This window comes from Tolypothrix sp. VBCCA 56010 (assembly GCF_050875635.1).
Classification (GTDB): domain Bacteria; phylum Cyanobacteriota; class Cyanobacteriia; order Cyanobacteriales; family Nostocaceae; genus Hassallia.
This window is the reverse complement of sequence record NZ_JBPAOH010000110.1, coordinates 1-26,343: the sequence shown is the minus strand read 5'-3', so window position 1 is coordinate 26,343 and position 26,343 is coordinate 1. Positions and strand designations below refer to the sequence as shown.

Below are 26,343 nucleotides of genomic sequence, written 5' to 3'. Positions count from 1 at the left end.
CTTCCTGCCAAGTGTAGGATTTGCTGTCCAGTATAAATACTAACTCCAACTGAATAGATAGTTGATGTTTGAATATATTTGACTATGCGAAAGGTAACTATATTAAAATAGCTCTACTCAACCTACCCTAAGATAAATCAGAAAAAACTAAAATCTTACTCCCAATTGCCCATTAAATCCGCGAACAGAATTATAACCCGCACCAACAAAAACATTGTCGGTAGCGCCTACCTGAACTCCTCCAGAAACGGCAACACCTTTATCTGCTGAATATAATCCAACTCCTACATAAGGTGAAATCACTGGCAAAGAAATGAATTTTAGTACATCTACACCAGTAGAACCGTCAGGACCAAATCCCAATTCAGCCCCTAGATTCAAAGCTCTCGCCCCTACAGAATAAGTTATATCACCTTCTTGGCTACCAACAGAAACCCACGGTTGGGGAACGATTTGAGCGGATGCTCGACCTGGGGTAACTAAAGCTAATAAACTGAACGATGTAATTAATGTTTTGACAATAACCGCTGTTTTCACGTTCTTCTCCTCCAATTACCTGCATTTAGGTCAACTTTTTGTCAAAATTACCACTAAATGCACGTTGGTCAATAAACCTGTACTGTGACGAATTTCACATCACTTGAGTGCCCAAAAAATTAATCTCTGTCACTATGCTCAGAGTCTGGGGTTTTAACTTCCAACTTGTCCCCCTGCTTCTTCACTGAAAAATCCTGCTCATTTTTGCTACTTTGAGCAAGTCCAGCCGCACCAGCGATCGCCGTTCCAGCAAGACCAAAACCAGCAGACGTTTTTGCATCACTAATGCCTGGTGAGAATAAAACAGCAACACCAATGATGGCTCCCACACTTGCAATAAACATAGGGGTCATAGCTCGAATTATTTCTGGGGTAAGATATTTCATGGAGATAAGTTATATAGTTGGTTTTACTCTTGAGGTAAATACCCACCAGAAAATTCCGATTCCAGAATCCGTAACCAATTTTTTTACCAACTGAGTAATAAAAACATCGCTACCGTCATAGAGACGTTCCGCGCAGAGGCGTCTCTACAGTATGTGTGATTTGCGCTCCCATGATATTATTCTGATATGTTAAAGCTGACAAGATAATCGTTCTTCATTTAATCGCAAAAAGTCATGTTTTTCGTAAAAACGACGTGCCGCACTGTTGTGTAAATGCACACTTGTATCAATTCGGCGAATATTTAATAGACGTAGTTCTTCTTTCAGAGAAGTAATTAGTGTGGAACCGACTTTTTGGTTTTGCATATTTGTTGTAACAAACACATCATCAAGTTTTGCCACAACTGCCCCTATAGAAGTAGAAATGGCAAAGCAAACTACGCAAACGCCTACAGGTTTTGTGTCATCATAAGCCAGCCAGATAAAGCCGATTTCTGGGTGTTGCAAAAACAGTTCTAGAGCGCTTTGTAAAGCATCATTACCACCATCACCGTAAGCGCCACTGCTGTCAAGATAGTATTCATCTTCGTTCAGGAATTCACTGAGTAAACCAAAAGCATCACTCAGTAATTCCTTTGTCATTCTCTGGCAAGAAATCATACTTATTTTAAAACTGCCGCGCCCATTCATCGCGCCAGCGTTCAACTACTACTTTAGTTTGAGTAAAAAATTCTACTGCGTGATTGCTTTGTCCGTGTAAGTCACCAAAAAAGCTTTCTTTCCAACCGCTAAACGGGAAAAATGCCATAGGTGCGGCAACACCAATGTTGATGCCGATATTACCAGCTTCTGCCTCATAGCGGAATTTACGAGCTGCTGCGCCACTGGTAGTAAATAAACAAGCCATGTTGCCGTATTGACCGCTATTAACTAAAGCGATCGCTTCCTCAATACTATTCAAGTGAATTAAACTCAGTACGGGACCAAAAATTTCTGTGCGGGCAATTTCACCAACTGGATCTACATTTTGCAGAATCGTTGGGCGAATAAAATTACCATTTTTATAGCCCGTAATCTGAGGACTGCGACCATCTACTAATAACTTTGCCCCTTGATTTGCTCCTTTTTCAATTAAACTTTCAATCCGCGTTTTGCTGCGGACATCAATCACCGGTCCCATTTCTACACCTTGGTCTAAACCATTACCGACAATCCGGTTTTTTGCAGTTTCGGCGATCGCGTCCGTAAATGTATGACGCGCTTCTCCCACTGTCACCGCAATTGAAGCAGCTAAACAACGTTGTCCCGCACAACCGAAAGCACTATCAGCCGCAATCCGGGTAGTCATTGCCATATCTGCATCCGGCAAGACTATAATCGGATTTTTCGCTCCCCCTTGACATTGGAGGCGTTTTCCATTAGCTGCCCCACGACTATAAATATATTTAGCGACTGGTGTTGAACCGACAAAACTAATTGCGCGAATTTTCGGATGATCTAAAATTGCATCTACAGCTTCCTTAGCACCGTTGATTAAATTAATTACACCTTTGGGCAAATTAGTTTGTTCTAAAAGCTGAAAGATTTTTTGCATAGTTAGCGGCACTTTTTCCGAAGGCTTGACAATGTAGGTATTCCCGCAGGCGATCGCATACGGCAAAAACCAAAATGGAATCATCCCCGGAAAATTGAAAGGACAAATTACCGCAGCAACTCCCAACGGTTGCCGAATCATCATTTCATCAATACCCTTTGCCACATCTTCTAAATTAGTTCCCTGCATCATCATCGGAATACCGCAAGCAACCTCTACATTTTCTATCGCACGTCGCATTTCACCTTTAGACTCAGCCAGCGTTTTACCGCATTCTAAAGTAATCGTCCGTGCCAAATCCTCAAAATGTTCTTCTAACAAATTCTTCAGTTTAAATAAATATTGCACCCGTTCCGACGGTGGAGTGCGTCGCCATGTAACAAATGCGGACGCTGCCGCATCAGCAGCTTGATTAACTTCAGATGCAGGTGACAAAGGGACTTTAGCCAAAATTTCTATCGTCGCTGGATTGATAACTTCTAAGTATTCTGTAGCAGTAGATGCACACCATTGACCATTAATGTAATTGTGTAAAGTGGGAATAGTATTCATGGAAAGAAAAATGTAGATGCAAGAATATAACTATTTTGCCTTTAACTTCACAGAATGAGCGTAAAAACTCTCCCAAACTCTCAACTTCTGTGTTCTCTGCGTTCTCTGCGATTCCTTTTCCCATAATTGTGCCTAAATCCTGAGTTTAATCAAACAGCGAATATTTCTCTTAAGTTATTCTATAAACATTAGTTTTGTTTAAATAATGAAAATTTCCACACCTGTATTACCGCCATTTCTGATATTAGATCAATTATTACAAAGCTGGTTAATCGAAGATATTGGGAGAGGCGATCGCACAACCCAAAGCCTTTTATCTGAGAATACAACAGAAGGACAAGCTAAATGGATCGCCAAAGCATCAGGAGTGATAGCCGGCTTACCAATCGCTGCCAGAGTCTTTCAACTTTTAAACCAAAAAGTCAGCTTTGTGGCTGTGGCATCTGAAGGACAACAGTGCGAACCTGGGGAAGTAATCGCACAAATGCAAGGTTCACTAGATGCATTATTAATGGGGGAAAGGGTTGCTCTCAACTTAGTTATGCGTCTGAGTGGTATCGCTACTCTAACTCGTAAATATACAGCGGAAATAGCCGATTTACCAGCCCAGTTAGTTGATACGCGCAAAACGACACCAGGCTTAAGGATTTTGGAAAAGTATGCAACTGCTGTAGGAGGTGCGATAAATCACCGCATGGGTTTGGATGATGCAGTGATGATTAAAGATAATCATATCGCGGCAGCGGGAGGAATTGCAGAAGCAATTAACCGCATCCGTTCTCAAATTCCATATCCTCTAACAATAGAAGTTGAGACAGAAAATTTAGACCAGGTGAAAGAAGCTTTACAGCATAAAGCTGATATTATTATGTTGGATAATATGTCTCTTGATTTGATGCGTGAGGCGGTGCAAATGATTCGCGACTTAGATAACCGCGTCAAAATTGAAGCTTCAGGTAATGTGACTTTGCAAACTCTTCGCCTTATAGCTCAGACGGGTGTAGATTATATTTCCAGTAGTGCGCCGATTACGCACTCAAAGTGGTTAGATTTGAGTATGAAAATTCAATAAGTCAAGCAGGTGCGATCGCTTTCTCTTAATTGCTGAGTGCGATCCGCCGCAAGGCGGCAGCGCTTCCGCAGAACGGACGCTTACGCGAACGCTATCGCGCAAATACTAACTTCTAAGGGGAGCAATTCACCCACACATCTTCAAAACTCGAAAAGTAATCGCTACAAATCATGAAAAATTAATTTAACTCGCGGCAAAACTTGTATATTTTCGTACTTGAGGATGGCGAAAACCAAGTACGATATCATTTTTAGGAACCCCTGCTGCTAATAAATCGTTAGCAATACCTTCTTCTGTGTCATCAAATTGAATCCAAATTTTGTCATCAATTAAATCTAGATGAATCGGTGTTGCGTGTAGATATTTATCATCACTCCAACCAATATCTAAAACTAAATAGCGTCCTCGCTCATCATCAAATAAAACTTGCGAATCATAGCTATCAGGTATACATGCACGATATTCTGCGTGTTCCTTGAGGATATTTTTTATTATTTGTTGATACTTTAATCGGGTATCCATTTGACTATCACCTCTGTTACATCATCAAATACAAGTAATTTAATAATTTTATTATTTAACAAAATCTGTCCTAACTCTATACTAAACACACTCTTAAAAATTGGTCGAGAAACAGCTAAGTATAAATCTCTCTCTTCACCTATCTCATTTAGGATTTGACGATATAAAACATACTGTCCCAAAGCTTGTTCTAAATCTTTGACATCCGACTCACCAACAAAGCTTTTGACTTCAACAACAATTTTTTCTGTTTCTTTCTCAGCACCAATTATACGTTCTGCTCCCAAGTCAGCCGATAAACGTTTATTACCTATTTGCAGAGGAAATGGATCGTGGGTAATTGTCCAGCCTGCTTTTTGCAAGGCACGTTTAACAGTATCGTGGTAAATATCGCGTCTGGGCATATAAGTTTCTAATAAAAATTTTGGGTAGAACGCAAGTCTTACACATTGTCAAGCCTCAAGATTTATATTGAGGAGTTGCGATCGCACCGCCGCACATAACTAACCAAATAATGTAATATTATACTACATAGTTATCTGGAAGTAGGAGTAAAGCTTACAATGCATCTGTAAGCCGAAACTCAAAACAAAAGCCAGATATTTGGCAGAACCGTAAATTAAACATGAACGCTACACAAGAACAACTTAAAGTTAAATTTCAACAAGCGATGGGAGCAGCTTTTGGCGCGGAATACGCCGAAATTGACCCAATTTTGGTATCTACAAATAATCCTAAGTTTGGTGATTATCAAGCAAATGTATCCTTATCCTTAGCGAAAAAGCTAGGACAGCAACCAAGAGCGATCGCTTCCGCTATCCTTGACAAATTGGATGTAAGTGATATCTGCGAACCTCCAGAAATTGCCGGTCCTGGCTTTATTAACCTAAAACTGAAAACAACCTACTTAGAAGCGCAACTCAACGCGATTCAGACCGATCCTCGGTTGGGGATAGCACCCACCAAAAACCCAAAGCGGGTAATTGTCGATTATCCCAGTCCGAACATAGCCAAAGAAATGCATGTAGGGCATTTGCGTCCAGCAGTGATTGGAGATTGTATTTCCCGAATTTTAGAATTTGTCGGTGATGATGTACTGCGGATTAGTCATGTAGGAGACTGGGGAACTCCCTTTGGGATGCTTATTGCCTACTTGCAAACCGAATATCCAGAAGCACTGACAACCGATGAGACACTAGATTTAGGAGATTTGTCTTCATTTTACCGTCAGGCAAAAAAACGGTTTGATACCGATGAGGAGTTTAAGGAAGTTGCTCGACAAGCGGTGGTACAGTTACAAGCTGGTGATGAAAAAACTCTACTAGCATGGAAAATTGTCTGTCAACTATCTAGTAGAGCATACCAAGTAATTTACAATTTAATGGGGATTGCTCCCTTTATTGAGCGGGGTGAATCCTTCTATAATGCATTGTTGCCTGAAGTAGTAGAAGAGTTGGACAAACTGGGGCTGTTAGTAGAAAATCAAGGAGCCAAATGCGTTTTTCTCGAAGGTTTTACAAATAGGGATGGTGAACCTCTACCTTTAATTGTGCAAAAGTCGGATGGGGGTTATAATTACGCAGCTACGGATTTAGCCGCAATTCGTTATCGGGTTAAGGTAGATAAAGCTCAACGGGTGATTTATCCAGTTGGTGCAGAACAGACTAATCATTTTGCCCAGATTTTTCAAGTGGGACGGCGAGCTGGTTGGATTACAGATAATATAGAGTTTGTTCATGCACCCTTTGGTTTGGTGTTGGGTGAAGATGGTCAGAAGTTGAAAACTCGGTCTGGGGATGCGGTACGATTGCAGGATTTGTTGGATGGTGCGATCGCTCATGCCCGTGCTGACCTAGAAAAAAGATTACAAGAAGACAAGCGTGAAGAAACTGAAGAGTTTATTAACAAAGTTGCTGAAGTAGTTGGTGTCAGTGCGGTTAAATATGCCGATCTCAGTCAAAACCGCACCAGCAGCTACATCTTTAGTTATGATAAAGTGCTGGCTCTCCAAGGTAATACAGCACCTTATATGTTGTATGCTTATGCGCGGATTCAGGGAATTAGCCGCAAGGGTGATATTAACTTTGAGCAGTTAGGAAATGCAAAAGTCCTGTTGCAGCATGAAACAGAGATAACGTTGGCGAAGCATATATTACAGTTGGATGAAGTTATAAGTGTGATCGAGCAAGATTTACTACCCAATCGTCTGTGTGAGTATTTGTTTCAACTAAGCCAGAAGTTCAATCTGTTTTACGATCGCGATCGTGGAGTTAGAGTGTTGGATGCAGAAGAACCGTTGCGGACATCTAGGTTAGTGCTATGCAATTTAACTGCTAAAACCCTGAAACTGGGACTTTCCTTGTTGGGAATTGAGGTATTGGAAAGGATGTAGATGTTCCAATGGCTTTAAGATTTCCTCACCTTAACCCAAGCTAAACTTGTAAATAGTCACTCTACCAAGTGGTAAGAATGAGATGAAGCAATCATTCTTGCCACTTACCAGATTAACCTTACCACTGAGGAGATTGGGTTATGCGATCGTGACGCAAAGACCTTTACAGTCATGATTCGTTTGATATTGAAACGATTTGCTTTCTTTGAAATTCAAGGCTTCATAATCAGGCACAAAAAGCCTCTTCACATTTGCAGTCAATAGTCAACAACCAAACGTTAAAACCCAATATTTAAGAATTATTAAATTTTAAGAAAGTTTAATTTTTAGTAAAAAATTGTAAGTTGTGTTAAAAAGTTGTTCGTTCGGACTTTAAGGCTGTGGTTGATCAAACTGTGCATTTGCAATCAAAAAACGGAAGTTATTCATTCTATACACTCGAAGATAGTAAAAACAATATAGAAGACCAGCGGGATCGATGTATGAAAGTAGAAGTCCAGCAAGAAGATTTACAGCTTTTGGCAACAATTTTGCAGGAACACTTACGTGCAGAAGTCTTATCTGGTGAACTTTTCCGGGTTAAGTGTGCTGTCAAAAATGACCAGCTAATGATTCTAACTGAACATCCCCTAAGTGTGACAACCCCTACCCAGCAAGTTTTCGCAGTACTAGAGGAAGCACTTAAATCGCTTCCAGGTTGCAGAAACCAACAAGTAGAAATTTTTCTCAGAATCGTCGGCGAGAAACTTCCTTACGCCAAGCATTCTTTGATAGTGGAAGTGGGGGGACTAGGGGGACAAGGGGGAGAAGGGGGACTAGGAGACAAGGGGACAAGGGGAGAAATTACTTTCTCATCTCCCTCGGAACCCTCGGAACCCTCATATTCTGTAACTTATTCTGCATCAACTGTGGAGGAGGAAGCGTTTGACCCGATGGCGGATGCTGAGGATTTGTCTTTTGTAACAACTTTAAAGCGATCACCTTCAATCAAACCGATTATAGTGGGTGCTATTTTGTCAGGAATTGCATTGTTAGGCACCGGTGCTTACTTGTTGACTCGTCCTTGTGTAATGTCTGAGTGTAAAGAGATACAAACAGCGGCTGATTTACAAAAATCATCCCAGCAATTAACGCGCAATGCTAGGTCACATGAAGAATTAGCAAAACTGCACGCGCAATTTGAAACAGCCAGCACCAACTTAAAAAACATTCCTGCTTGGTCGCCACGACACCAAGAAGCAGAGCAACTTTCTACAAGTTTATCAGGGCAGTCAGAAAAAATTAAGTTGGTTCTCAAAGCTTTGCAATCAGCATCAATAGCCGAGTTAGAAACTCAAACTCCGGTAAATAATATACGAGAACTACATAATAAACAACAACTTTGGCGACAGGCGATCGCACCATTGGAAGGTATCAATCCTGAAAACGAACTTTATGGACTGGTGCAGCGCAAATTATCCTTGTATCGCTTGAGATTGCAAACTGTAAATCAGCAGTTACTTAATGAAGAAAAATGGTCTAAAAAATTAGCAGCAGCAAAATCTGTAGCCAAAGTAGCTGCACAGTGGGAAACTAAAGTTAAATCTCTTAAAGACTTGCAAAAAGTGCAGTCTACTTGGCAGGTAGTAGTTAATGCCTTGGTTATTATTCCCAAGACTAGCCCAGAATACGAAGAAGCGCAAAATCTCCTAGCTGATTATAGAGCGAAACTAGCAACCGCACGCGATCGCGCAACTATTGAACAATTAGCTGCCAAATCTTATCAACAAGCCATTAACACAGCCAACCAAGCTAAAGCATATCAGCAACAAAACCAATGGCAAGCAGCGCGGGCAAACTGGTATCAGGCTTTGAACACCGTCAAACAGATTCGGGCTGACAGCTTTTATTACTCACAAGCGCAACTTTTGATTGAACCTTATACAAATGCTTTTAAACAAGCAGAACAACAAGCCGAAATTGCGCTTAATTTGCAACAAACCCGGACAGAGTTGGCAAAAACTTGTTCGAGTCAAATTCGGATTTGCACCTTCGCCATAAACAACAAAGGAATTACCGTCAAAATCACGGCTGAGTATGAACAAGCACTGCAAAATAGTTTAGTTAACGCCAATCCTCAAGACCCAAGTTCTTTTGCTGGTATCACCAATCATCTGCAAGTATTGCAAGAAGCATTAAGTGCCATTAGTGAAAACGCTAACCTACCTTTAATCGTCTATGATGCCCAAGGTCAAGTAGTGCATACGCGATCGGCGCAAGGGTGAGGAGAGATGGGGAGACAAGGAGATGGGGAGACAAGGAGAGAATTGTCCCCTTGTCGCCTTGTCTCCTTGTCCCCTTGTCTCCCCCACTCCCCCTCACCTCACCAGCTGCGCGGTGGAGTTAAAAAACTGGCGACACAAACCGCGAGTAATTAAGAGAGTTGTCAGCAAGTTGGTGAAGGCGATCGCGAATATAATCAAAATTTCGTAGGATACAGCATCAAGGGGAGGTACTCCACCTAGCAACTGTCCGGTGGTGATTGGTGGTAGTGCGACCATACCGATAAGCGTCATCTGATTTAAAGTGGGAATTAATCCGGCTTTGATGGCGTCTTTGCGGTATTGAGTAATTGCCTGCATAGGTGTTGCCCCTAAGCTTAAGTGGGTTTCAATTTCTAGCTGGCTGGAGTTAATTGTACTAACAAGGCGTTCCCCGGCGATCGCTGCTGCATTCATGGCATTACCTAAGATTATCCCCCCCAAACAAACCAAATACTGCGGTTCATACCATCTGTCTGGTTGAATAATTAAGAAGTTGGTGTAAAACAGTGCGATCGAAGTGCTGATGAAAATTGCTCCCCAGACTAACGGCAAAACCTGGGGTATTTTCTGACTGATGCGATTTCGTGCGACAATCGCTGCTATCGTCAGCATTATTGCCAAAATCCCCAAGACTGCCCAAGGGTTATTAAAAGCAAAGATGAAGTCTAAAACGTATCCCAACACAAGTAGTTGTAGGATGGTTCTCCCAGTAGCGAGGGCTAGGTTTAATTCTAGTCCTAGTCTAGAAAGCGCAGATAAACCAATGGCGATCGCCATTAATCCTACAGCCATAACCAAATCAACCAAATCCAACTTGATCAAATCCTGCATGGATTTTCTACCTTTTGAAATTTTTTTTGCTCATTCGCCTACACACTTGGAACTTTAATTCAAGGTGTTGGATCTTGGTTGATATATATCACCCTTTATGCCTACGATTGGTAGCTTTACCAATTATAAACCTAAGTAAAAACCCTTACTTAGGCGGTTTCTGTTCGACAGCCTTTAATAGCTTTTCGATCAGCAATTCAAAAGCGCAAAAATCGACTGTCAAAGTGTTTCGTGCAGCGATTGGGAATTAGGGATTGGAGCAAAATTATGTCATCATTCATTTTTTACAGTCCAAGCGTCCCTAATCTTCAGTCACCAATATTCAAATTAAATGAAAACTCATGATCCAAAGCATAAATACTATCCCTGCCTTTGATAACAAGCAGCAATACAGCACCATTGAAGCAGAAGTGAGTGCAGCTGTTTTAGAACTTTTGGCTTCTGGACGTTATATCGGCGGTTCTGTAGTTGCCAGCTTTGAGCAACAGTTTGCCGCTTATCATGGTGTGAGTCAATGTGTAAGTTGTAACTCTGGGACTGATGCACTCTACTTAGCCTTACGAGCCTTGGGAATTGGTTCGGGGGACGAAGTGATTACTACACCTTTTACTTTTATTGCGACATCAGAAGTTGTCAGCGCTGTCGGTGCAAAGCCAGTTTTCGTTGATATTGACGCGACTACCTATAATTTGGATTTGCAGCAAATAGCAGCGGCAATTACACCCAAAACGAAAGCAATTATCCCAGTTCATTTGTTTGGACAACCTGTGGATATGACTGCTTTGATGGATTTAGCCAAAGTTCACAATCTAATAGTAATTGAAGATTGCGCTCAATCTACAGGCGCAAGTTGGGCAGGGCAAAGAGTAGGAAGCATTGGACACATCGGTTGCTTTAGTTTCTACCCAACTAAAAATCTTGGTGGTTGCGGTGATGGGGGAGCGATAACAACTAATGATCCAGAAATTGCTGCCAAGCTGCGAGTATTAAAAGATCATGGTAGTAAAAATCGCTATATTCACGAGGAAATAGGTGTAAATAGTCGCTTGGATGCTTTACAAGCGGCTATTCTTCAGATTAAACTGCGTTATCTTGATAGTTGGAATAATCAGCGACGAGCGATCGCTCAACGTTACCATCAGTTACTCACATCAATTCCCGGTATCATCCCTCCTCAAGAATTAACTGGTGGTTCAGGCGTTTGGAATCAATACACAATTCTTGTACTATCTGAAGGGCGAAATGGTTCCAGCGCCAAACATCGCGACTGGGTTCGGGATCGGTTGCAATCTTTGGGTGTAAGTACAATGATTTACTATCCCCACCCCTTACATTTACAGCCAGTTTATCAAAGTCTGGGCTACAGGGCAGGACAATTGCCTGTTGCAGAACAAACCTGCAATGAGGTTTTATCTTTGCCCATGTTCCCAGAACTTTCACAACAACAGCAAGACCAAGTAATTTATGCGTTGAAGGATTGTTTGGCGTAAACGATAGGGCAGTGGGGAGTGGGGAGTGGTGAGTGGGGAGTGGGGAGTGGGGGACAAGAAGACAAGGGGACAAGGGGACAAAAAGGACAAGGAGACAAGGAGAACAATTCTTTCCCCCCATCCCCCCCTCTCCCCCTCCCCGACTCCCTACTCCCTACTCCCTACTCCCTACTTTGATCGCAGTCGCTAAAGCTTCTACCAAACCACGCACAGCAGCAATCATTGCTACTTCGCTGTTAAGTTGATTGATGGCGGAACCGACGCCAACACCAGCTGCACCGCTAGCGATCGCTAATGGTGCTGTGACGTTAGAAATGCCGGAAGCACACAATACTGGCACTGATACTACACGAGAAATTTCATAAGCTGCTGCCAAGGTGGGAGCAGCTTTTTCAATTAATCCTAGAGTTCCGGGGTGTGTGGGTTGGCTGCTAGTACCACCTTCGGTTTGGATGATGTCAGCACCTGCTTTCACCAATTCCTCAGCTAGCTGTACCTGTTTATCCAGTGTCAGGATGTGGGGAACGGTTACAGATAAGGTGATTTCTGGCAGCAAAGCGCGAGTTTGCCGAGTCAGGGCTAAAACTTCCTCAGCCTCAAAGCGGCGTCCTTGGGCATAGAAAGAATCAAAATTGCCGATTTCAATTAAATCAGCACCAGCAGCAACAGCTTGGACAAACTTTTCTGGTTCAACTGCCGAAACACAAATCGGTAAATTTGTCAAACTTTTAGCTAATTGAACCAAAGAGCGATCGCACGCGATATCAACAAAAGTAGCACCACCGAGATCGGCTGCTTTAACAATAGCGACTGTGCGATCGGCATCAAAGTTATTTAAGCCGCTGATAACTTTGAGGGCTTGGCGGTTAGCAAATGCACGTTGGAGAGAAGAATGCATTGTCATAGTTAGTCTTGCAAAGCTACGCAAATAACGATTATTCTACCGTTGTCTCGCTACTTCTTCGGGTGGGTGCTGCCCATTATTGGTGGATTTGTTGTGCAATAGTTCTGTAACGCTTCACCGAACAAGCCAAATTCTGATAGTTTTGTCGGCACCAGCACTTACCAGTGTCTTGTCATTTGGACTGAAAGCAACAGCATAAACCGCACTTTTATGCTTTTTTAAGGTATCTAGTAGCTCTCCAGTCACCAGCTTCCAGATTTTTACAGTTTTGTCATCGCTGCCGCTAGCAATTTTATCACCATCATGACTGAAAGCGATCGCATTCACATCAGCGGAATGGCTTTGAATAGTACGGATTTCCTGTCCTGTGTTCAAATTCCACACTTTGACGGTTTTGTCATCGCTAGCACTGGCAAACATGTCTCCACGGGAACTAATGGCAATAGCATTCACATCAGCTGAATGTGCTTGAATGGTGCGTATTAGCTGTCCTGTGTTCAAATTCCACATTTTAATGGTTTTGTCCTTACTGCCACTGATAAGAATTTGATTATCTGGGCTAATGGCAACTGACAAAACTTGTGCCGAATGCCCATTAAAGGTGCGTATTAACTGTAGAGTTTTCAGATTCCAGAGTTTGATGGTATGGTCGTAACTACCACTAGCTATAGTTTGACCATCCGGGCTGATGGCAACGGAATTAACAAAGTCCTTATGCCCATACAAGGTATTAATTAACTGTCCCGTCTTCAAATTCCAGATTTTGATAGTTTTGTCCTTACTGCCACTGACAATAATTTGACCATCCGGGCTGATAGCAACAGAATAAACAAAATCTGAATGTCCCTTAAAGGGGCGAATTTCTTTTTTATTATTCAGGTTCCAAGTTTTGATAGTCTTGTCATCACTACCACTGGCAAGGGTAATACCATCGCGGCTAAAAGCAAGGGAATTCACTTCACCTGAATGTCCAATCAAGGTTGGGTTATCCGACGATAGGTTATGCAAAATGACATATCCGCCTAATACCAACACTGAGATGAGTAGATATATTAGCCATTTCTTATTTCCTAATGGCGCGGGTGCTAGTGGTAACTGAAAATTAAACCGTGATTTCGGCGGCTGGGTAACAAATTGTGATACCTGATGTGATATTTGAGGTAATTGCAGAACTTCATCTGCTGACTGATAGCGGTTCTGAATATCTGTTTGTAAAAGCTTGTTAATTACCTGATAAAGTTTTTGGGACATCTGAGATTTACGGTGTTTACACCAGTTTTTTACCCAGCTATATCCCGAATTTATATACAAATCAAATGGGTTGATTTCTGTTAATAGATGAAAGCATGTAACTCCCAAACTAAATAAATCACTGGCTGGGTAAGCCTCACCACATTTCATTTGTTCTAAGGGGCTATACCCATGCGTACCAATCTGTGTACCCTGTTGTCCTTTGACTTCTGTTACTAGCTTGGAAGCGCCAAAATCAATCAATACCAATCGTCCATCGCTGTGACGACGGATAATATTATCTGGTTTAATATCTCGGTGAATTACCTGATGTTCATGGATAAATTTGAGAACGGGTAATAGTTCTTTTAATAAGTTCCAAATTTTTTCTTCACTAAAACATCCCTGTTCGTTTAACTCTTGTGTTAAAGTTTTTCCTTCAATAAATTCTTGAACTAAATATAGACAATTATTCTGATTAAAATAAGCGTGTAGTGTGGGAATTTGGGGATGATTTTTTCCTAGCTGTTGCAGCTGCCGCGCTTCATCTTCAAAAAGCTGCATTGACTTAAGCAAAGCACTCGTTCCTAATACTTTCGGTGCTAGCTGCTTGACGACACAATATTCTTTAAGTTTGTCTTCATCCTCTGCTAAAAAAGTTTTACCAAATCCTCCACTTCCTAGTGGACGGATGATGCGATAGCGGTTTTTGAGCAACGGTATTAATTTTGTCCCACAACTTTGGCAGAATACCGTCCCGTCAGGGTTGAGAGGCTTTGAGCATCTGGGATTGAGGCAGTAAGTCATTTTTGGGCACCAAGAGGAGGTTAGCGTCTGGGATCGGAGTACTCGAAATTGTATTTGTAGTTTGGGTAGGAAAGTCCACGCTACGAAATCTGGATAATTTGTTTTCTGAAAGACTCTAAATATTTATTGTTAGTATTTTTATCGGCAAAAAGCGCTAGAGATATAGTTATAATAAATACTTTTGAACAAATTGGGGAACGCCAAGTGCGATCGCTATTTGACTGCGATGCTAAATTTGTTACAGCATAAACGAGAGATGACTTTCAGCTTTTTACGATAAGTAAAAAATATTTAAAGAACATCAGCCGATACTCGCAATCTTCCTTAATAAAATTAGTTGTTGCTGTTTTGCCAGCAGTAATCGCTACATCTCGTAATGTTCATTACTTAAGATTGGATAACCGAATGGTGTACGATTGGGTACAGCAATCGTTGGCAGTCAGGCAAACACCAAGTAAGAAAATTTGCTTGCAGCCTCATTTGTACTGCGTCATTACCAGTAACGATTTAAAAAACAGATGAATCAGGAAATATCGAGAAGAAAGTTTGTCTTGCTAACCGGGGCAGGGGCTACGGCGCTTGCGCTTGGCAGTCCGCTTTTATCAAAGACAGCTTTATCCGCAGGAGCGCCCGATGCTCAAATGAAAGCGGTTTTAGATGAACTTGCCGCTTTTGAAGCACCGCCGATCGAGAAACAGTCACCCTTCAATGCTCGCAATAACCCAACTTTAGCAAGCGCAGTCATGGGATTACTTGCGAAACAGGGTAAACCTGCGGTGGAAATGGTTGGAGATGTGAGCCATCAGCTTATTCCAAGACCCGAAGGCGATATCCTTGCCCGCATCTACCGACCCAAGGGAAACGGTCCTTTTCCGGTACTGGTGTATTTCCACGGAGGCGGTTGGGTGATTGCTAACCTGGACACTTACGATGCCTCATGCCGTGCATTGACGAATGCGGCAAACTGCATCGTCGTATCTGTTGCATATCGACAAGCGCCAGAGTATAAGTTTCCAGCAGCCGTAGAAGATGCCTACGCTGCAACTCAATGGGTGTTGAGCAATACGGCGACTATCAAAGGCGATCCAAAGCGGGTGGCTGTTGGTGGGGAAAGTGCGGGTGGCAATCTGGCGGCGGTCACTTGCTTGATGGCACGCGATCGCAAGGGCAGAATGCCCGTGCATCAGATGCTCATCTACCCTGTTACGAATTACGCCTTTGACACGCCCTCTTATCGGGAAAACGCGAACGCCAAACCGCTCAACCAAGCCATGTTGAAATGGTTTTGGGGTTACTACCTGCGAAACGAGGCGGACGGACAGAACCCGTATGCCTCGCCTTTACGAGCAAACCTGCGTGGATTGCCTTCAGCAACGGTGATCACCGCAGAGATTGACCCGCTCCGCAGCGAAGGGCAAGCTTACGCGCAGCGACTTCGAGAGGCAGGTTGTTCGGTAAGGGCAACGAATTATCCTGGTGTCACGCATGAGTTCTTTGGCGCAGGAGCAGTAATCGATAAGGCAAAGCAAGCGGTGAATGAAGCAGCAGCTGAACTCCGTGCTAGATTTGCGGGTAAAACCGTTCAATAGAAAGCAGAGCAGTGATGCAACCGCCTCGGTCGGCAGTCAATCTGCTAATCGGGGCAATTTCGCTCTTTGCTCTACAGATATTTTTTCATACAGGTACGATCAAACCGATTGTTGATTTGATCCTCCGCTACACGGGTAACGAAAATTGATCAGAACAGAAAACCGGGTTAAGGCTGTGACGCTTGAATATAGAGGATTTTATATCTCTTGATCAACGCCGAAATTATAGCAAGGGACTGGGGACTAGGGACGCTTGGACTGGGTGAAAAGTCTTTTTGTGTCTAAGTTTTATCATCTGTCGATGTCCGCTCCCTATGTGACTACGGCTATAAAAATTAAAATAGTGTGTGATGGCAGAAACATAATATTCCAAACCTTAATCAAACTCTGGCGCCCACAAATCGGAAATCTGCACTTCCCAACCTGGAAGCAAATCGGGAACCGTCAGAACATCTTGATCGCCAAGTATCACCGCTTCTTGTCCAGAATAGTAAACCTCAACAATCCGCTCATCTGGGTTGATGAGAATTCCTACTTTAGTTCCCACCACGAGAAATTCTTGAATTTTTGCCCGAAGTTCCTCTAATTTATCGCTCGGTGACTTCACTTCAACCGTCAAATCCGGAGCTAATTGAGCAAAACTTTTGGGACTGCGACGCAAGCGTCCTGCTAAAACAAATGATGCATCCGGTGCGCGTAAGTCTGAATTTGGTAATCTAAAACCAGCGCTAGAAGCAGTTACTCGTCCGAGTTTACGCGGTCTAACCCAGTTGGCTAACTCGGAGATCATCGCCGCTGCAACTTCATCTGACTCATATCCTGATGGACTCATAACAATGATATTACCCTGGACTAGTTCCATGCGATAGTCGGGGTACTGTTGCTGCATTTTTTCTAAGTCTTCAAGCGTAAGGGACATAAAACCATTTACTTTGACATGCTGTGTATTTCTATTATGGAGACAACTACAAGAAGGAAAAAAGCGATCGCCTTTATGAATTCCCCACTGAAAACTTGTATTTATTCACACTGACCTACTTAGTTCCTCCATTTTATTAGCCAGTTCTACGTCCAGGTTACTGATGACATTACCTAGATCGTAGGTCATCAAATCAACTTGAACCAAGTTGTAAATGTTCAACCATATGGGGTGATGCCCTATTTTCTCGGTGTAGATAGCGACGCTAACCATCCAACCCATTGCTTCGGCAAAGGAACTAAACTTATACTCTTTGTGCAATTTGCCTTCTTTTACTGTCCAACCGGGCAGATTGGAGATTGCATTTTGTAGTTCTACTTCGTTTAGCTTGTATCCTGACATTAATTACTCTGCTCCTTATCTAAAATCTTCTCATAAAATAAAAATTTTCACAGTTAGATTTGTGGCAAACATATTTACTTGATTTTCATGTGAAAAACACTTCTGGATATTCCGGTTTTTTTATCTTCTTCATTTGCAATTTTTTCAACTATAAAGAATTCGGGAATTTTCTGAAAAAGTTCTAAATTTCCCAAATTGGAATAACTAAAAAATACTTCTCCTTTGGGGGCAAGGTATTTCGGAACTTGTTTGATAAAATTCAGGAATATCTGACCATCTAAATCGTTAGTTGCCACTTCTGCGATCGTCTCAATCTTTTTGTCTAAGAAAGGTATATTAAAAAGGATTACATCAAATAAGATATTAGGTAAAGACTCGAAGAGGTTGGAATGGTATATGTTTGGCTGCATGTAGTTTAAGAATGCATTAATCTGGGTGCAAAATACAGCATTTTCGTCTATGTCAGAAAGGTACAATTCTTCTACATATTCACTACAACATAGTCCAATAACACCTGTACCACACCCTAACTCTAGGAGCCGTCCTTTCTTGCTATTTAGGTGTTGAAATTTTTCCAGAATAGTTTTCAAGAAAAACAAGGTGCTGGATTCTGGTTCTGGATGATATATATTCGATAGGGCAATGATATTAAGTCCATTAATACTGTAAGTACCAATGCTAGACTGTTTAGATAGAAATTCGGAATGAAGTTCTTGGAATCCGGGTACTTGTAGATGCAGCTTGGTCACTTGGAAGGGTCATAAAAGTAAATTTATCAACAAATATACCACCTTATTGATAATGCGCCCAACGCCGAAAAAGATTATTCTGGGACGAGCGTGTATTTAGTTTAAGTTTGATAGCGATCGTATACGAGTCAGAATTCTCGCAAATCTGATTAGGTTAAGTCTTTTGATTATCTGACTTAAATCGACCAGCTATAAATTCTCGCTTGTGCAAATGCTTAGTATTGCGTCCTTCAACACGTTCGCGCCACATCCGAAAGCTGGATGGCTTCATTTCCTGACGCATGAGGGTAATAACCTGTTGTTCTTGCAAACCAAATTGTTTTTCAATTGCTTCAAATGGCGTTCTATCTTCCCATGCCATTTCGATAACTCTGTCAATCGTTTCTAAATCTAGTTCAGGTAGCTTCATTTGAGTTTGACACAGATATTATTATACATATTTGTGCTGATGTCTCTAAAAGTTTAATAAATATAAATGAAAATCGTCATCATCCACAAGGCGTGGAAAAAGCGCTATCAGATATAGGACTTAAGTAAGTGTCACATGTAGTGGGCAATGCGCGTGCCCATTATAAAAGCGCTCTTCTGGCTTACTACGAGAATAACTTTCAAAATAAGCAAAACGAACAACCAACGCCCTATATCATGAAAATATAAGAAAAAATATGAAGTCGCCAGACTTAAACGGCATAACATGGGCAGTATTTGGGAACTCGATTATTACTCCCGTCCGATTTTGGACGAGAACAACAAAAAGATTTGGGAGGTGTTAGTGTGCGAGAGTCCTTTGGATACGCGCACAAAAGCTGATTCTTTATTTCGCTATGCTCAGTATTGCCCCAGTACGCAGGTAAATTCCGGTTGGTTGCGAACTGCGTTGAAAGAAGCAATCAATCAAGCTGGAAAAGCACCGCTGAAAATCCGCTTCTTCCGGCGGCAAATGAACAATATGATAACTAAAGCTTGCCAAGATGTGGGCATTCCGGCTCTAGCTAGCCGTCGCACTTTGATGCTTAATCAATGGCTGCAACAGCGGATGGAACAGGTGTATCCTCAAGAACCTGGGTATCAAGAGGGAACTAATGTTTCGGTGCGTTTGGAAAGTCCTTTACCTCAACGTTTACCAGATGCTTTGGAAGGACAGCAATGGATGTTTGTTACCTTGCAAGGTGCGGATTTTGCGGAAATGCATGAGTGGGAAATCGGCTTTGGTGAATCTTTCCCGATAGAATTTGCGAATTTATCACCGTCAGCCCGGATTCCTGGTGTGTTAATCTTCTCACCAAGAGCGTTACCTTTAGCGGGTTGGATGTCTGGTTTGGAGTTGGCTTGGTTGAGACTTGACACAAGTAAAGCAACGAGATTAATTTTAGAAACTGGTGCGACTGAAAGCTGGATTTTGGCGAATATGAAAAATGACAATACTATAGCACAAGCCAAAGCTTTTGAAGAAGCAAAGCAAAAAGCTAACGGAGTTCACTTTATCGGGGTGCAGTCCGATGCAAGAGCCGAATCTTTTGCTGGTTTCTGGCTGTTGCAAGAGGTCAATTTGCCGTAAATTTAGTTAGGGAATTGGGCATAGGGCATTGGGCAATGGGCAATGGGCAATGGGCAATGGGCAATGGGCAATGGGCTTTTTGAAGAGGGGAAAAGGGTAAAGGGTAAAGGGGAGCCAGTCGCTTGGGGAGGCAGTGCGTTGCGGAGGTTCCCTCCTTTGAAGCACCTGCCGTCGGGGATGCCGACTTGGGCGAACTGGCGTGAAAGGGAAAGAATTATTACCAATGACGGCAGATGCTTCAACGGTCGTGTTCCTCCCTTCTCCTTCAAAGACGCTCCGCGAACGGGTTCGCCACTACGAATAGACCCAAACCGACACCGCCGAGTGGACTCACCGCAACGCACAGCCAAACCTATGCCCCATGCTTAATGCCCGATGCCCACTTGGACGATGCCCGATGCCCAATGCTCAATTCAAAAATCATCAAGGGTCATGGGTTCTGAAAATTTGTCACAAGATACACTAGCAGAACAGTTGTTGGAACTAGCTATCAAGTCGGGGGCAGAAGCGGCTGAGGTGTATCAGTCGCGATCGCTTTCTCGACCTGTGTTTTTTGAGGCAAATCGTCTAAAACAGCTAGAAACCAATCAAGCTGAAGGTACAGCACTGCGGTTGTGGCGGAATGGGTGTCCGGGACTAACAGTGGCTTACGGTTCTGTGGAAGCGCAAGCAATGGTGGAACGGGCGTTATCTTTAAGTCAACTGAATCAACCGGAACCTGTAGAATTAAATAGCAAGTCTCAACCTTCTTACCCAGACTTGGGAGAAGATGTGCCGATAGAGGTGTTGGTAAACTGGGGCAAACAAGCGATCGCTCTCATTCGCGATGCTTACCCAGATGTTCTCTGTACGGCTGAGTGGGAATGCGATGTGGAAACCACCAGACTTGTCAACACTAAAGGTTTAGATTGTTACTACACCGACACTACCCTTAATTCTTATGTAGAAGCTGAATGGGTACGCGGCGATGATTTTTTGAGTGTCGCCGATGGTCAAACTCAGCGGAATAATTTACATCCTGAGAAAGTAGCTAACCAAATTTTACAGCGGTTGATGTGGGCAAAAAAAAATGTTTCACCCCCTAACGGTCGCGTTCCAGTATTATTTACTTCTAAAACCGCTGATATGCTTTGGGGTACTGTACAAGCGGCTTTAAATGGTAAACGAGTGCTGGAAAAAACTTCTCCTTGGGCTGACCGGATTGGTAAACCAGTAATGGCACCAACTCTGACTTTATACCAAGACCCGGTTGCTGGACCTTACAGCTGTCCTTTTGATGATGAAGGTACACCGACGAGGCCTTTAGTATTTATCCAAAATGGAGTTTTGCAAAATTTTTACGGCGATCGCACTATCGGACATCAATTAGGTACAGGTAGCACTGGTAATGGTTTTCGCCCTGATTTAAGTAGCTATCCTACCCCTGGTTTATTTAATTTCTTAATCGAGCCTGGTTCAGCTTCGCTACAAGACTTGATTCAAAAGCTGGATAATGGTTTGATTGTAGATCAAATCTTGGGCGGTGGTAACGGCATTTCTGGCGACTTTTCGATCAATATTGATTTGGGCTACCGCGTTCAAAATGGTCAAGTAATTGGGCGGGTTAAAGATACTATGGTTGCAGGTAATGTCTATACTGCTCTTAAACAAGTGGTTTTACTTGGTGGCGATGCCGATTGGAATGGTTCTTGTTATACTCCGTCTTTGATAGTGGATGGACTTTCTACCACCGGGAGAAAAACTTGAAGGATTGGGGAATGGGGAATGGGTAATGGGTAATGGGGGAATGGGTAATGGGGAAAGGGGAAAAGCCCAATGCCCAATGCCCAATGCCCAATGCCCAATGCCCAATTACCAATGGGTGTTTTTTACTTTAAATCTTTAATTTTATGTCGCTTGCTGTTCTTAATCAGCGGTTTCGCCGTTTTTGGCAACCTAGAAGAGGTTTAGCGATCGCCGAAGCTTGTTTGATTGGTGTGGTCGCTGCTTTATCTGCTGTATTTCTAAAATTCGGATCGGGATGGTTAGGGACATGGCGAGTTCATACGTCCCACGTTTTTCCTGTGTGGTTCGTATTACCAGCAGTTGGTGTGACTTTTGGCTTTCTCGCTGGATTTTTAGTGGAAAGGTTTGCACCTGAGGCTTCTGGTAGTGGTATTCCTCAAGTTAAAGCTTCGCTTGCGAATGTTCCAATTAAGTTATCATGGCGCGTGGCAGGTGTCAAGTTCATTAGTGCAATTATTGCTTTAGGTTCGGGAATAACTTTAGGACGACAAGGACCCACCGTTCAATTAGGTGCGGGTTTGGCTGCGGGAATGAGTCGCTTGGTTCCCACTTCTCCAGATCATCGCCGACAAATGATTGCTGCGGGTGCGGGTGCGGGTTTGGCGGCGGCTTTCAATGCTCCCATTGCTGGTGTATTATTTATTGTCGAGGAGTTACTTCAAGATTTATCGGGAATGACTCTGGGAACCGCCATCATCGCTTCGTTTATTGGTGGGGTAATATCCAGGCTGTTGGGTGGTGGCAATTTGACGCTAAACTTGCAATCATCAAGTTATTCTAGCAGCTTCTCAATTCCAGAAATTCCCTTTTTTCTGCTGTTGGGAGTTCTAGCGGGGTTGCTAGGTGCTTTGTTTAATCGCGGTTTGATTGCAAGTATAAAATTTTATCGAGGTCTGCACATCAGCTTACCGTTGCGGGTGGCGTTAGCTGGTTTGGTTTCCGGAATTATCATGGCAATACTGCCAGCGTATTTCCGTGATAATACTGGCTTAAGAGAACAGATAATTACTGGCAATGCTAATGCTTCATGGGCAGCGATCGCCTTTGTAGCTCAGTTTATCTTAACTTTGATTGCATTTGGTTCCGGAGCGCCGGGAGGTATATTCGCACCCAGTCTCATCTTAGGTTCTACTTTAGGCTATTTAGTGGGTGTGGGCGAATCAAACCTTTTGGGTGGAGGTTCTCCCACAACTTATGCACTAGCGGGAATGGGAGGATTTTTTAGTGCGGTTTCCAAAGTACCAATTACAGCAATTGTGATTGTATTTGAGATGACTACAGATTTCAATCTGGTGCTACCTTTAATGATTGTTTCTGTAACATCTTACCTAGTTGCTGACAAAGTTGTACCAGGCTCGTTGTATGATAAACTTCTGTTTATAAATGGCATAACCATTAATAGACAAGCTTCTAGTGAAGGAATATTGACACAGTTAACTGCAAAACAAGTAATGCAGGAACGAGTAGAAACTCTAGAAGCAGAGACAACTTTAGAAGAAGCAATGCAGGCATTTGCCCGTTCTCATCATCGTGGTTTCCCGGTGGTAGAAGAAGGTAAGTTAGTCGGAATTGTCACCCAATCAGATTTACTCAAAATAGGCTCACGCAATCTAGCAAATGATATTCCTTTAAAAGAAATCATGACTAGCAGTCCGGTGACAGTATCACCCACCCATAACTTAAGTAATGTACTGTATTTACTAGACCGTTATAAAATCAGTCGCTTGCCGGTACTCCAAGGACGAAGGCTGATTGGGATTATTACCCGTGCAGATATAATTCGCGCTGAAGCAGATCATCTTAATTGTAAAAATGCATCCTCAGGACCGCAACCCGAACCTTCTTATATAGTTTATCAAACGCGATCGCCCTGCATTGGCAGAGGCAAATTATTAGTACCCATCGCTAATCCCGAAACAGCAGCGACATTATTAGAAATGGCTTTCTCAATTGCCCGCGATCGCCATTATGAAATAGAATGCATCCAAGTGATACTAGTATCCCGCCACAGTTCCCCATCAGAAACAACAGTCAGAACTGCAAAAAGTCGTCGCTTGCTCAGACAAGCCGAAGTCATGGCGAAAAAGTGGGAAATTCCCCTACATACACAAATTCGCGCTGCCCACGATGCAGCCCAAGCAATTTTAGAAACTATCAACGAACAACATATAGACATACTTTTAATGGGATGGAAAGGAAATACATCTACCCCAGGTAAGATTTTTGGTAATGTTGTCGATACCTTAATTAAGCAAGCTACCTGCGATTTGTTGCTGGTGAAGTTGGCTGCGAGTGTTGAGACTCCTTGGAGACAAAAAGACAAGGAGACAAGGAGACAAGGGGGACAAGGGGGACAAGGGGGACAACATAAAAAAATTTCTCCCTCATCTCCCCTATCTCCCCTATCTCCCTTATCTCCCTCATCTCCCCCTCCCCCTCTCCCCCACTCCCCCACTCCTCACTTCAACAGCTGGCTAGTACCGATGGCAGGTGGTCCGAATGCTTTATTGGCGATTAAATTGCTACCTGCGTTAGTCACATTGGGGAAAGATCCAAAAATTCGCCTCACACGGGTATTCAAACCATCTGAGTTAAAACCAGATATGACAATTTTAGAACAATCGATTCGTCAATTGATTCGTCGTCGCAAGTTATCTAGCACTGTTACCGCTGAACCTGTGAAAGCCGAATCGGTTTCGGAAGGAATAATTAACTTAGTAAAAACCGAACGTTATGATGTAGTGGTTTTAGGTGCTTCGCAAGAAGGATTGTTACAGCAAGCGGTTAAAGGCAATATTCCGGAAGCGATCGCATCCAATGTAGAGAGTACGGTGATTTTAGTCAGAGGTGCGATTAAAAGTTAACCTTTATCTACAAAGACGCAAAATAAACATATTTCATGTGATGATTAAAACATGAAAAATCAAATTATACCAATTGAAAAAATGATTGCGACAAATGGATTGTTGAAACGCTTGCATAGCAACAAATCTCAAAACCCAAATGGTATTAGCTATGCGATCGTACTCGGATTGGGTGCAATCTTATTCACTGGTAATTGCAGTTTCGCCAATGACGCACGACCTTTAATAGCTCAAAATACCACTAAAATTGATGAATTTACTAGCGTAGGTACTGAACCGTTTTGGAATGTAACTGTAAGCAAAAGCGGAATTGTCTACTCTTCGCCAAATGCAAAAAAGCAAACTTTTCCTTATGTTACACCAATCAAAGCCGCAGGGCGTACCGCAGACATAGTAAGAGTTTACCAATTGCAGGGTAAACCCAACAGTATGTTAATTATTAAGAAAGAAAGTACATGTAGCGATGGAATGTCTGACAAACAATATCCTTACTCAGCAACTTTCATCCTGAATAACACAGTTTTAGAAGGCTGCGCTGAAAAAAAATAAAAGTCACTTCGCGATCGCATCTAATGTAGAGAGTACGGTGATTTTAGTCAGAGGTGCGATTAAAAATTAGTAGAGACGACGATTTATCACGTCTTGATTTGTGAAAATGCGCGTGTCCAGATCCCCGACTTCTTTGAGAAGTCGGGGATCTAATTTTTCAGTGCGTTGGCGTAGCCTCTCCTACGGAGAATCGCTCTTTAGCTGTAGAAATCCTCAATTTTGATATCGGTGGGTTGAGTTCCTGCAACCTTCCTAACGCCAATTTTGCTCTCGTTTGGTGTTTTGTATATATATCGAATTCCATCTAGCTTTCCTGCTTCTCGGGCTTTGTTCCAGTCAGCATAGTTAACTTTGATAGTCACAGTTTGACCGCAGGAGTTGTAGTACATATCATTAGTAATTACACCTCCCGACCAGCCGTAGAAAGCAGCTTGATCTTCGTAAAATACTGGTATGGTCGTAGCTGCGCCAGTATTTAGCGTTTTCAAGCAGTCGCTTGCAGCAAGAGCTTGCCCCTGACCTAGCGATAGGGTCAAGGAGAGCATGATAAACAAGGCAATTATCATCTTTTTCATTGCACAAATCCTCTTGACTTAGGTTATTGAGAATAGTTCGATAAATCTCAGCCAGAATTTGACTTGGCTGCATTAACAGCACTTAACATCATGGTGTTGTTGTCAACAGCTTACTTGCTTTCGCTATCTGTAAAAACTCTCTCTCGGTAGAGACTAAATTCATCTCAATAATAGATGCAAAAATCTACTTACAGCAGATTGCAACTTGGTGAGGTACAGATTATTGTAAGGGCACAACATTGTTGTGCCCCTACCTGTGTACCTGATTTACCTGAAAAACGCTGTACTGTGTTAATAAACATACATCCTTTGCCAATTTGGTATTAGATGGGGCAAGCCGATGCATTAACAATGCGAGTCGATGTATTAACAATGCAAGCCGATGCATTAACAATGCAGGTCGATGCATTAACAATGCAGACCGATGCATTAACAATGCAAGCCGATGCATTAACAATGCAAGCCGATGCATTAACAATGCAGGTCGATGCATTAACAATGCGAGTCGATGCATTAACAATGCAGGTCGATGCATTATATCGTGTGCGGTTAAAGACTTATCATTTAGAGGATGTTTAAAAAGTCCTAAAATATACCAAAAACCCCGCTTCCATTCCTCTCCCCCTGTGGGGGAGAGGCTTTGAAACCCCCCTTCCCTACAAGGGAAGGGGGGCAGGGGGGTTAGGTTTGGGAGGTTTTGATGTTAATAATATAGCGGTTATTGGTTGAGTCC

General features: G+C 42.6%; 27 protein-coding genes. 12 read left to right on the top strand and 15 right to left on the bottom strand.

Going from position 1 to position 26,343, the window contains the following annotated elements; translation table 11 throughout:
* Nucleotides 1–147: 147 nt before the first annotated feature.
* The 4 genes from AABK37_RS28730 to AABK37_RS28715 all read right to left on the bottom strand — a co-directional run bounded on the left by AABK37_RS28730 (nucleotide 148) and on the right by AABK37_RS28715 (nucleotide 3,069).
* Nucleotides 148–537 carry a hypothetical protein gene (locus AABK37_RS28730; RefSeq protein ID WP_432554905.1) on the bottom strand — a complete coding sequence of 130 codons (390 nt, stop codon included), beginning with the start codon at nucleotides 535–537 and terminating at the stop codon, nucleotides 148–150.
* Nucleotides 538–656: 119 nt separating this feature from the next.
* On the bottom strand, nucleotides 657–890 hold the full coding sequence (locus AABK37_RS28725; protein WP_432554904.1) for a hypothetical protein: 234 nt from the start codon (nucleotides 888–890) through the stop codon (nucleotides 657–659).
* Nucleotides 891–1,112: 222 nt separating this feature from the next.
* Complete coding sequence (locus AABK37_RS28720) at nucleotides 1,113–1,565, bottom strand: GNAT family N-acetyltransferase (RefSeq protein WP_432554903.1); 453 nt, start codon at nucleotides 1,563–1,565, stop codon at nucleotides 1,113–1,115.
* Between the two features lie 25 nt (nucleotides 1,566–1,590).
* On the bottom strand, nucleotides 1,591–3,069 hold the full coding sequence (locus tag AABK37_RS28715) for a CoA-acylating methylmalonate-semialdehyde dehydrogenase (RefSeq protein WP_432554902.1): 1,479 nt from the start codon (nucleotides 3,067–3,069) through the stop codon (nucleotides 1,591–1,593).
* A gap of 205 nt (nucleotides 3,070–3,274) precedes the next feature.
* On the opposite strand from AABK37_RS28715, the gene nadC reads away from it, so the two are divergent.
* Complete coding sequence (gene nadC / locus AABK37_RS28710) at nucleotides 3,275–4,141, top strand: carboxylating nicotinate-nucleotide diphosphorylase (RefSeq protein ID WP_432554901.1); 867 nt, start codon at nucleotides 3,275–3,277, stop codon at nucleotides 4,139–4,141.
* 183 nt (nucleotides 4,142–4,324) lie between these two features.
* On the opposite strand, the gene AABK37_RS28705 is transcribed toward nadC, so the two are convergent.
* On the bottom strand, nucleotides 4,325–4,663 hold the full coding sequence (locus AABK37_RS28705; protein ID WP_432554900.1) for a XisI protein: 339 nt from the start codon (nucleotides 4,661–4,663) through the stop codon (nucleotides 4,325–4,327).
* A complete protein-coding gene (locus tag AABK37_RS28700) occupies nucleotides 4,648–5,067 on the bottom strand; it encodes an element excision factor XisH family protein (protein WP_432554899.1) in 420 nt (139 codons plus the stop codon). The genes AABK37_RS28705 and AABK37_RS28700 overlap by 16 nt, the downstream gene beginning before the upstream one ends.
* 221 nt (nucleotides 5,068–5,288) lie before the next feature.
* Here AABK37_RS28700 and argS point away from each other — a divergent pair, with 221 nt between their 5' ends.
* On the top strand, nucleotides 5,289–7,055 hold the full coding sequence (argS, locus tag AABK37_RS28695; protein WP_432554898.1) for an arginine--tRNA ligase: 1,767 nt from the start codon (nucleotides 5,289–5,291) through the stop codon (nucleotides 7,053–7,055).
* 482 nt (nucleotides 7,056–7,537) lie between these two features.
* On the top strand, nucleotides 7,538–9,319 hold the full coding sequence (locus AABK37_RS28690; protein WP_432554897.1) for a hypothetical protein: 1,782 nt from the start codon (nucleotides 7,538–7,540) through the stop codon (nucleotides 9,317–9,319).
* Nucleotides 9,320–9,412: 93 nt separating this feature from the next.
* Here the strand turns inward: AABK37_RS28690 and AABK37_RS28685 are convergent, their stop codons facing one another.
* On the bottom strand, nucleotides 9,413–10,189 hold the full coding sequence (locus tag AABK37_RS28685; protein WP_432554896.1) for an ABC transporter permease: 777 nt from the start codon (nucleotides 10,187–10,189) through the stop codon (nucleotides 9,413–9,415).
* Between the two features lie 341 nt (nucleotides 10,190–10,530).
* Between AABK37_RS28685 and AABK37_RS28680 the strand changes: the two genes are divergently transcribed.
* The gene (locus tag AABK37_RS28680) at nucleotides 10,531–11,679 is read left to right on the top strand and encodes a DegT/DnrJ/EryC1/StrS family aminotransferase (RefSeq protein WP_432554895.1); all 1,149 of its coding nucleotides are present in this window, start codon (nucleotides 10,531–10,533) and stop codon (nucleotides 11,677–11,679) included.
* An 18-nt stretch (nucleotides 11,680–11,697) separates the two neighbouring features.
* Nucleotides 11,698–11,856 (top strand): hypothetical protein, encoded by a 159-nt coding sequence (locus tag AABK37_RS28675; protein WP_432554894.1) that lies wholly within the window; start codon nucleotides 11,698–11,700, stop codon nucleotides 11,854–11,856.
* Here the strand turns inward: AABK37_RS28675 and AABK37_RS28670 are convergent.
* A complete protein-coding gene (locus AABK37_RS28670; protein ID WP_432554893.1) occupies nucleotides 11,834–12,583 on the bottom strand; it encodes a DUF561 domain-containing protein in 750 nt (249 codons plus the stop codon). The two genes, AABK37_RS28675 and AABK37_RS28670, sit on opposite strands and share 23 nt — an antisense overlap.
* A 114-nt stretch (nucleotides 12,584–12,697) precedes the next feature.
* Entirely contained in the window at nucleotides 12,698–14,620 is a 1,923-nt protein-coding gene (locus tag AABK37_RS28665; protein ID WP_432554892.1) for a protein kinase domain-containing protein, read from the bottom strand.
* A 551-nt stretch (nucleotides 14,621–15,171) separates the two neighbouring features.
* Between AABK37_RS28665 and AABK37_RS28660 the strand changes: the two genes are divergently transcribed.
* Entirely contained in the window at nucleotides 15,172–16,209 is a 1,038-nt protein-coding gene (locus AABK37_RS28660; RefSeq protein ID WP_432554891.1) for an alpha/beta hydrolase, read from the top strand.
* 376 nt (nucleotides 16,210–16,585) lie between these two features.
* On the opposite strand, the gene AABK37_RS28655 is transcribed toward AABK37_RS28660, so the two are convergent.
* The 4 genes from AABK37_RS28655 to AABK37_RS28640 all read right to left on the bottom strand — a co-directional run bounded on the left by AABK37_RS28655 (nucleotide 16,586) and on the right by AABK37_RS28640 (nucleotide 18,688).
* A complete protein-coding gene (locus AABK37_RS28655) occupies nucleotides 16,586–17,128 on the bottom strand; it encodes a Uma2 family endonuclease (protein ID WP_432554890.1) in 543 nt (180 codons plus the stop codon).
* A 105-nt stretch (nucleotides 17,129–17,233) separates the two neighbouring features.
* Complete coding sequence (locus tag AABK37_RS28650) at nucleotides 17,234–17,530, bottom strand: 4a-hydroxytetrahydrobiopterin dehydratase (protein ID WP_432554889.1); 297 nt, start codon at nucleotides 17,528–17,530, stop codon at nucleotides 17,234–17,236.
* Between the two features lie 74 nt (nucleotides 17,531–17,604).
* Nucleotides 17,605–18,279 (bottom strand): methyltransferase, encoded by a 675-nt coding sequence (locus tag AABK37_RS28645; RefSeq protein ID WP_432554888.1) that lies wholly within the window; start codon nucleotides 18,277–18,279, stop codon nucleotides 17,605–17,607.
* Nucleotides 18,280–18,433: 154 nt separating this feature from the next.
* Nucleotides 18,434–18,688 (bottom strand): TIGR03643 family protein, encoded by a 255-nt coding sequence (locus AABK37_RS28640; RefSeq protein ID WP_432554887.1) that lies wholly within the window; start codon nucleotides 18,686–18,688, stop codon nucleotides 18,434–18,436.
* A 285-nt stretch (nucleotides 18,689–18,973) separates the two neighbouring features.
* Here AABK37_RS28640 and AABK37_RS28635 point away from each other — a divergent pair, with 285 nt between their 5' ends.
* Complete coding sequence (locus AABK37_RS28635; protein ID WP_432554886.1) at nucleotides 18,974–19,837, top strand: Tab2/Atab2 family RNA-binding protein; 864 nt, start codon at nucleotides 18,974–18,976, stop codon at nucleotides 19,835–19,837.
* Nucleotides 19,838–19,839: 2 nt separating this feature from the next.
* Here AABK37_RS28635 and AABK37_RS28630 read toward each other — a convergent pair whose 3' ends face one another.
* Nucleotides 19,840–20,187 (bottom strand): hypothetical protein, encoded by a 348-nt coding sequence (locus AABK37_RS28630; RefSeq protein WP_432554885.1) that lies wholly within the window; start codon nucleotides 20,185–20,187, stop codon nucleotides 19,840–19,842.
* Nucleotides 20,188–20,269: 82 nt separating this feature from the next.
* On the opposite strand from AABK37_RS28630, the gene AABK37_RS28625 reads away from it, so the two are divergent.
* Genes AABK37_RS28625 through AABK37_RS28610 form a run of 4 tightly spaced genes read left to right on the top strand, consistent with a single transcriptional unit; the run spans nucleotide 20,270 to nucleotide 25,035 of the window.
* Nucleotides 20,270–21,583 carry a TldD/PmbA family protein gene (locus AABK37_RS28625; protein WP_432554906.1) on the top strand — a complete coding sequence of 438 codons (1,314 nt, stop codon included), beginning with the start codon at nucleotides 20,270–20,272 and terminating at the stop codon, nucleotides 21,581–21,583.
* Nucleotides 21,584–21,587: 4 nt separating this feature from the next.
* Nucleotides 21,588–21,722, top strand: coding sequence for a hypothetical protein (locus AABK37_RS28620; RefSeq protein WP_432554884.1), 135 nt, complete (start codon nucleotides 21,588–21,590; stop codon nucleotides 21,720–21,722).
* Nucleotides 21,723–21,726: 4 nt separating this feature from the next.
* Nucleotides 21,727–24,486, top strand: coding sequence for a chloride channel protein (locus AABK37_RS28615; protein WP_432554883.1), 2,760 nt, complete (start codon nucleotides 21,727–21,729; stop codon nucleotides 24,484–24,486).
* A gap of 51 nt (nucleotides 24,487–24,537) precedes the next feature.
* A complete protein-coding gene (locus tag AABK37_RS28610; RefSeq protein WP_432554882.1) occupies nucleotides 24,538–25,035 on the top strand; it encodes a COG3650 family protein in 498 nt (165 codons plus the stop codon).
* 197 nt (nucleotides 25,036–25,232) lie between these two features.
* Here AABK37_RS28610 and AABK37_RS28605 read toward each other — a convergent pair whose 3' ends face one another.
* Nucleotides 25,233–25,610 carry a hypothetical protein gene (locus AABK37_RS28605; RefSeq protein WP_432554881.1) on the bottom strand — a complete coding sequence of 126 codons (378 nt, stop codon included), beginning with the start codon at nucleotides 25,608–25,610 and terminating at the stop codon, nucleotides 25,233–25,235.
* A gap of 351 nt (nucleotides 25,611–25,961) precedes the next feature.
* Here AABK37_RS28605 and AABK37_RS28600 point away from each other — a divergent pair, with 351 nt between their 5' ends.
* The gene (locus AABK37_RS28600; protein ID WP_432554880.1) at nucleotides 25,962–26,189 is read left to right on the top strand and encodes a hypothetical protein; all 228 of its coding nucleotides are present in this window, start codon (nucleotides 25,962–25,964) and stop codon (nucleotides 26,187–26,189) included.
* Nucleotides 26,190–26,343 lie beyond the last annotated feature (154 nt).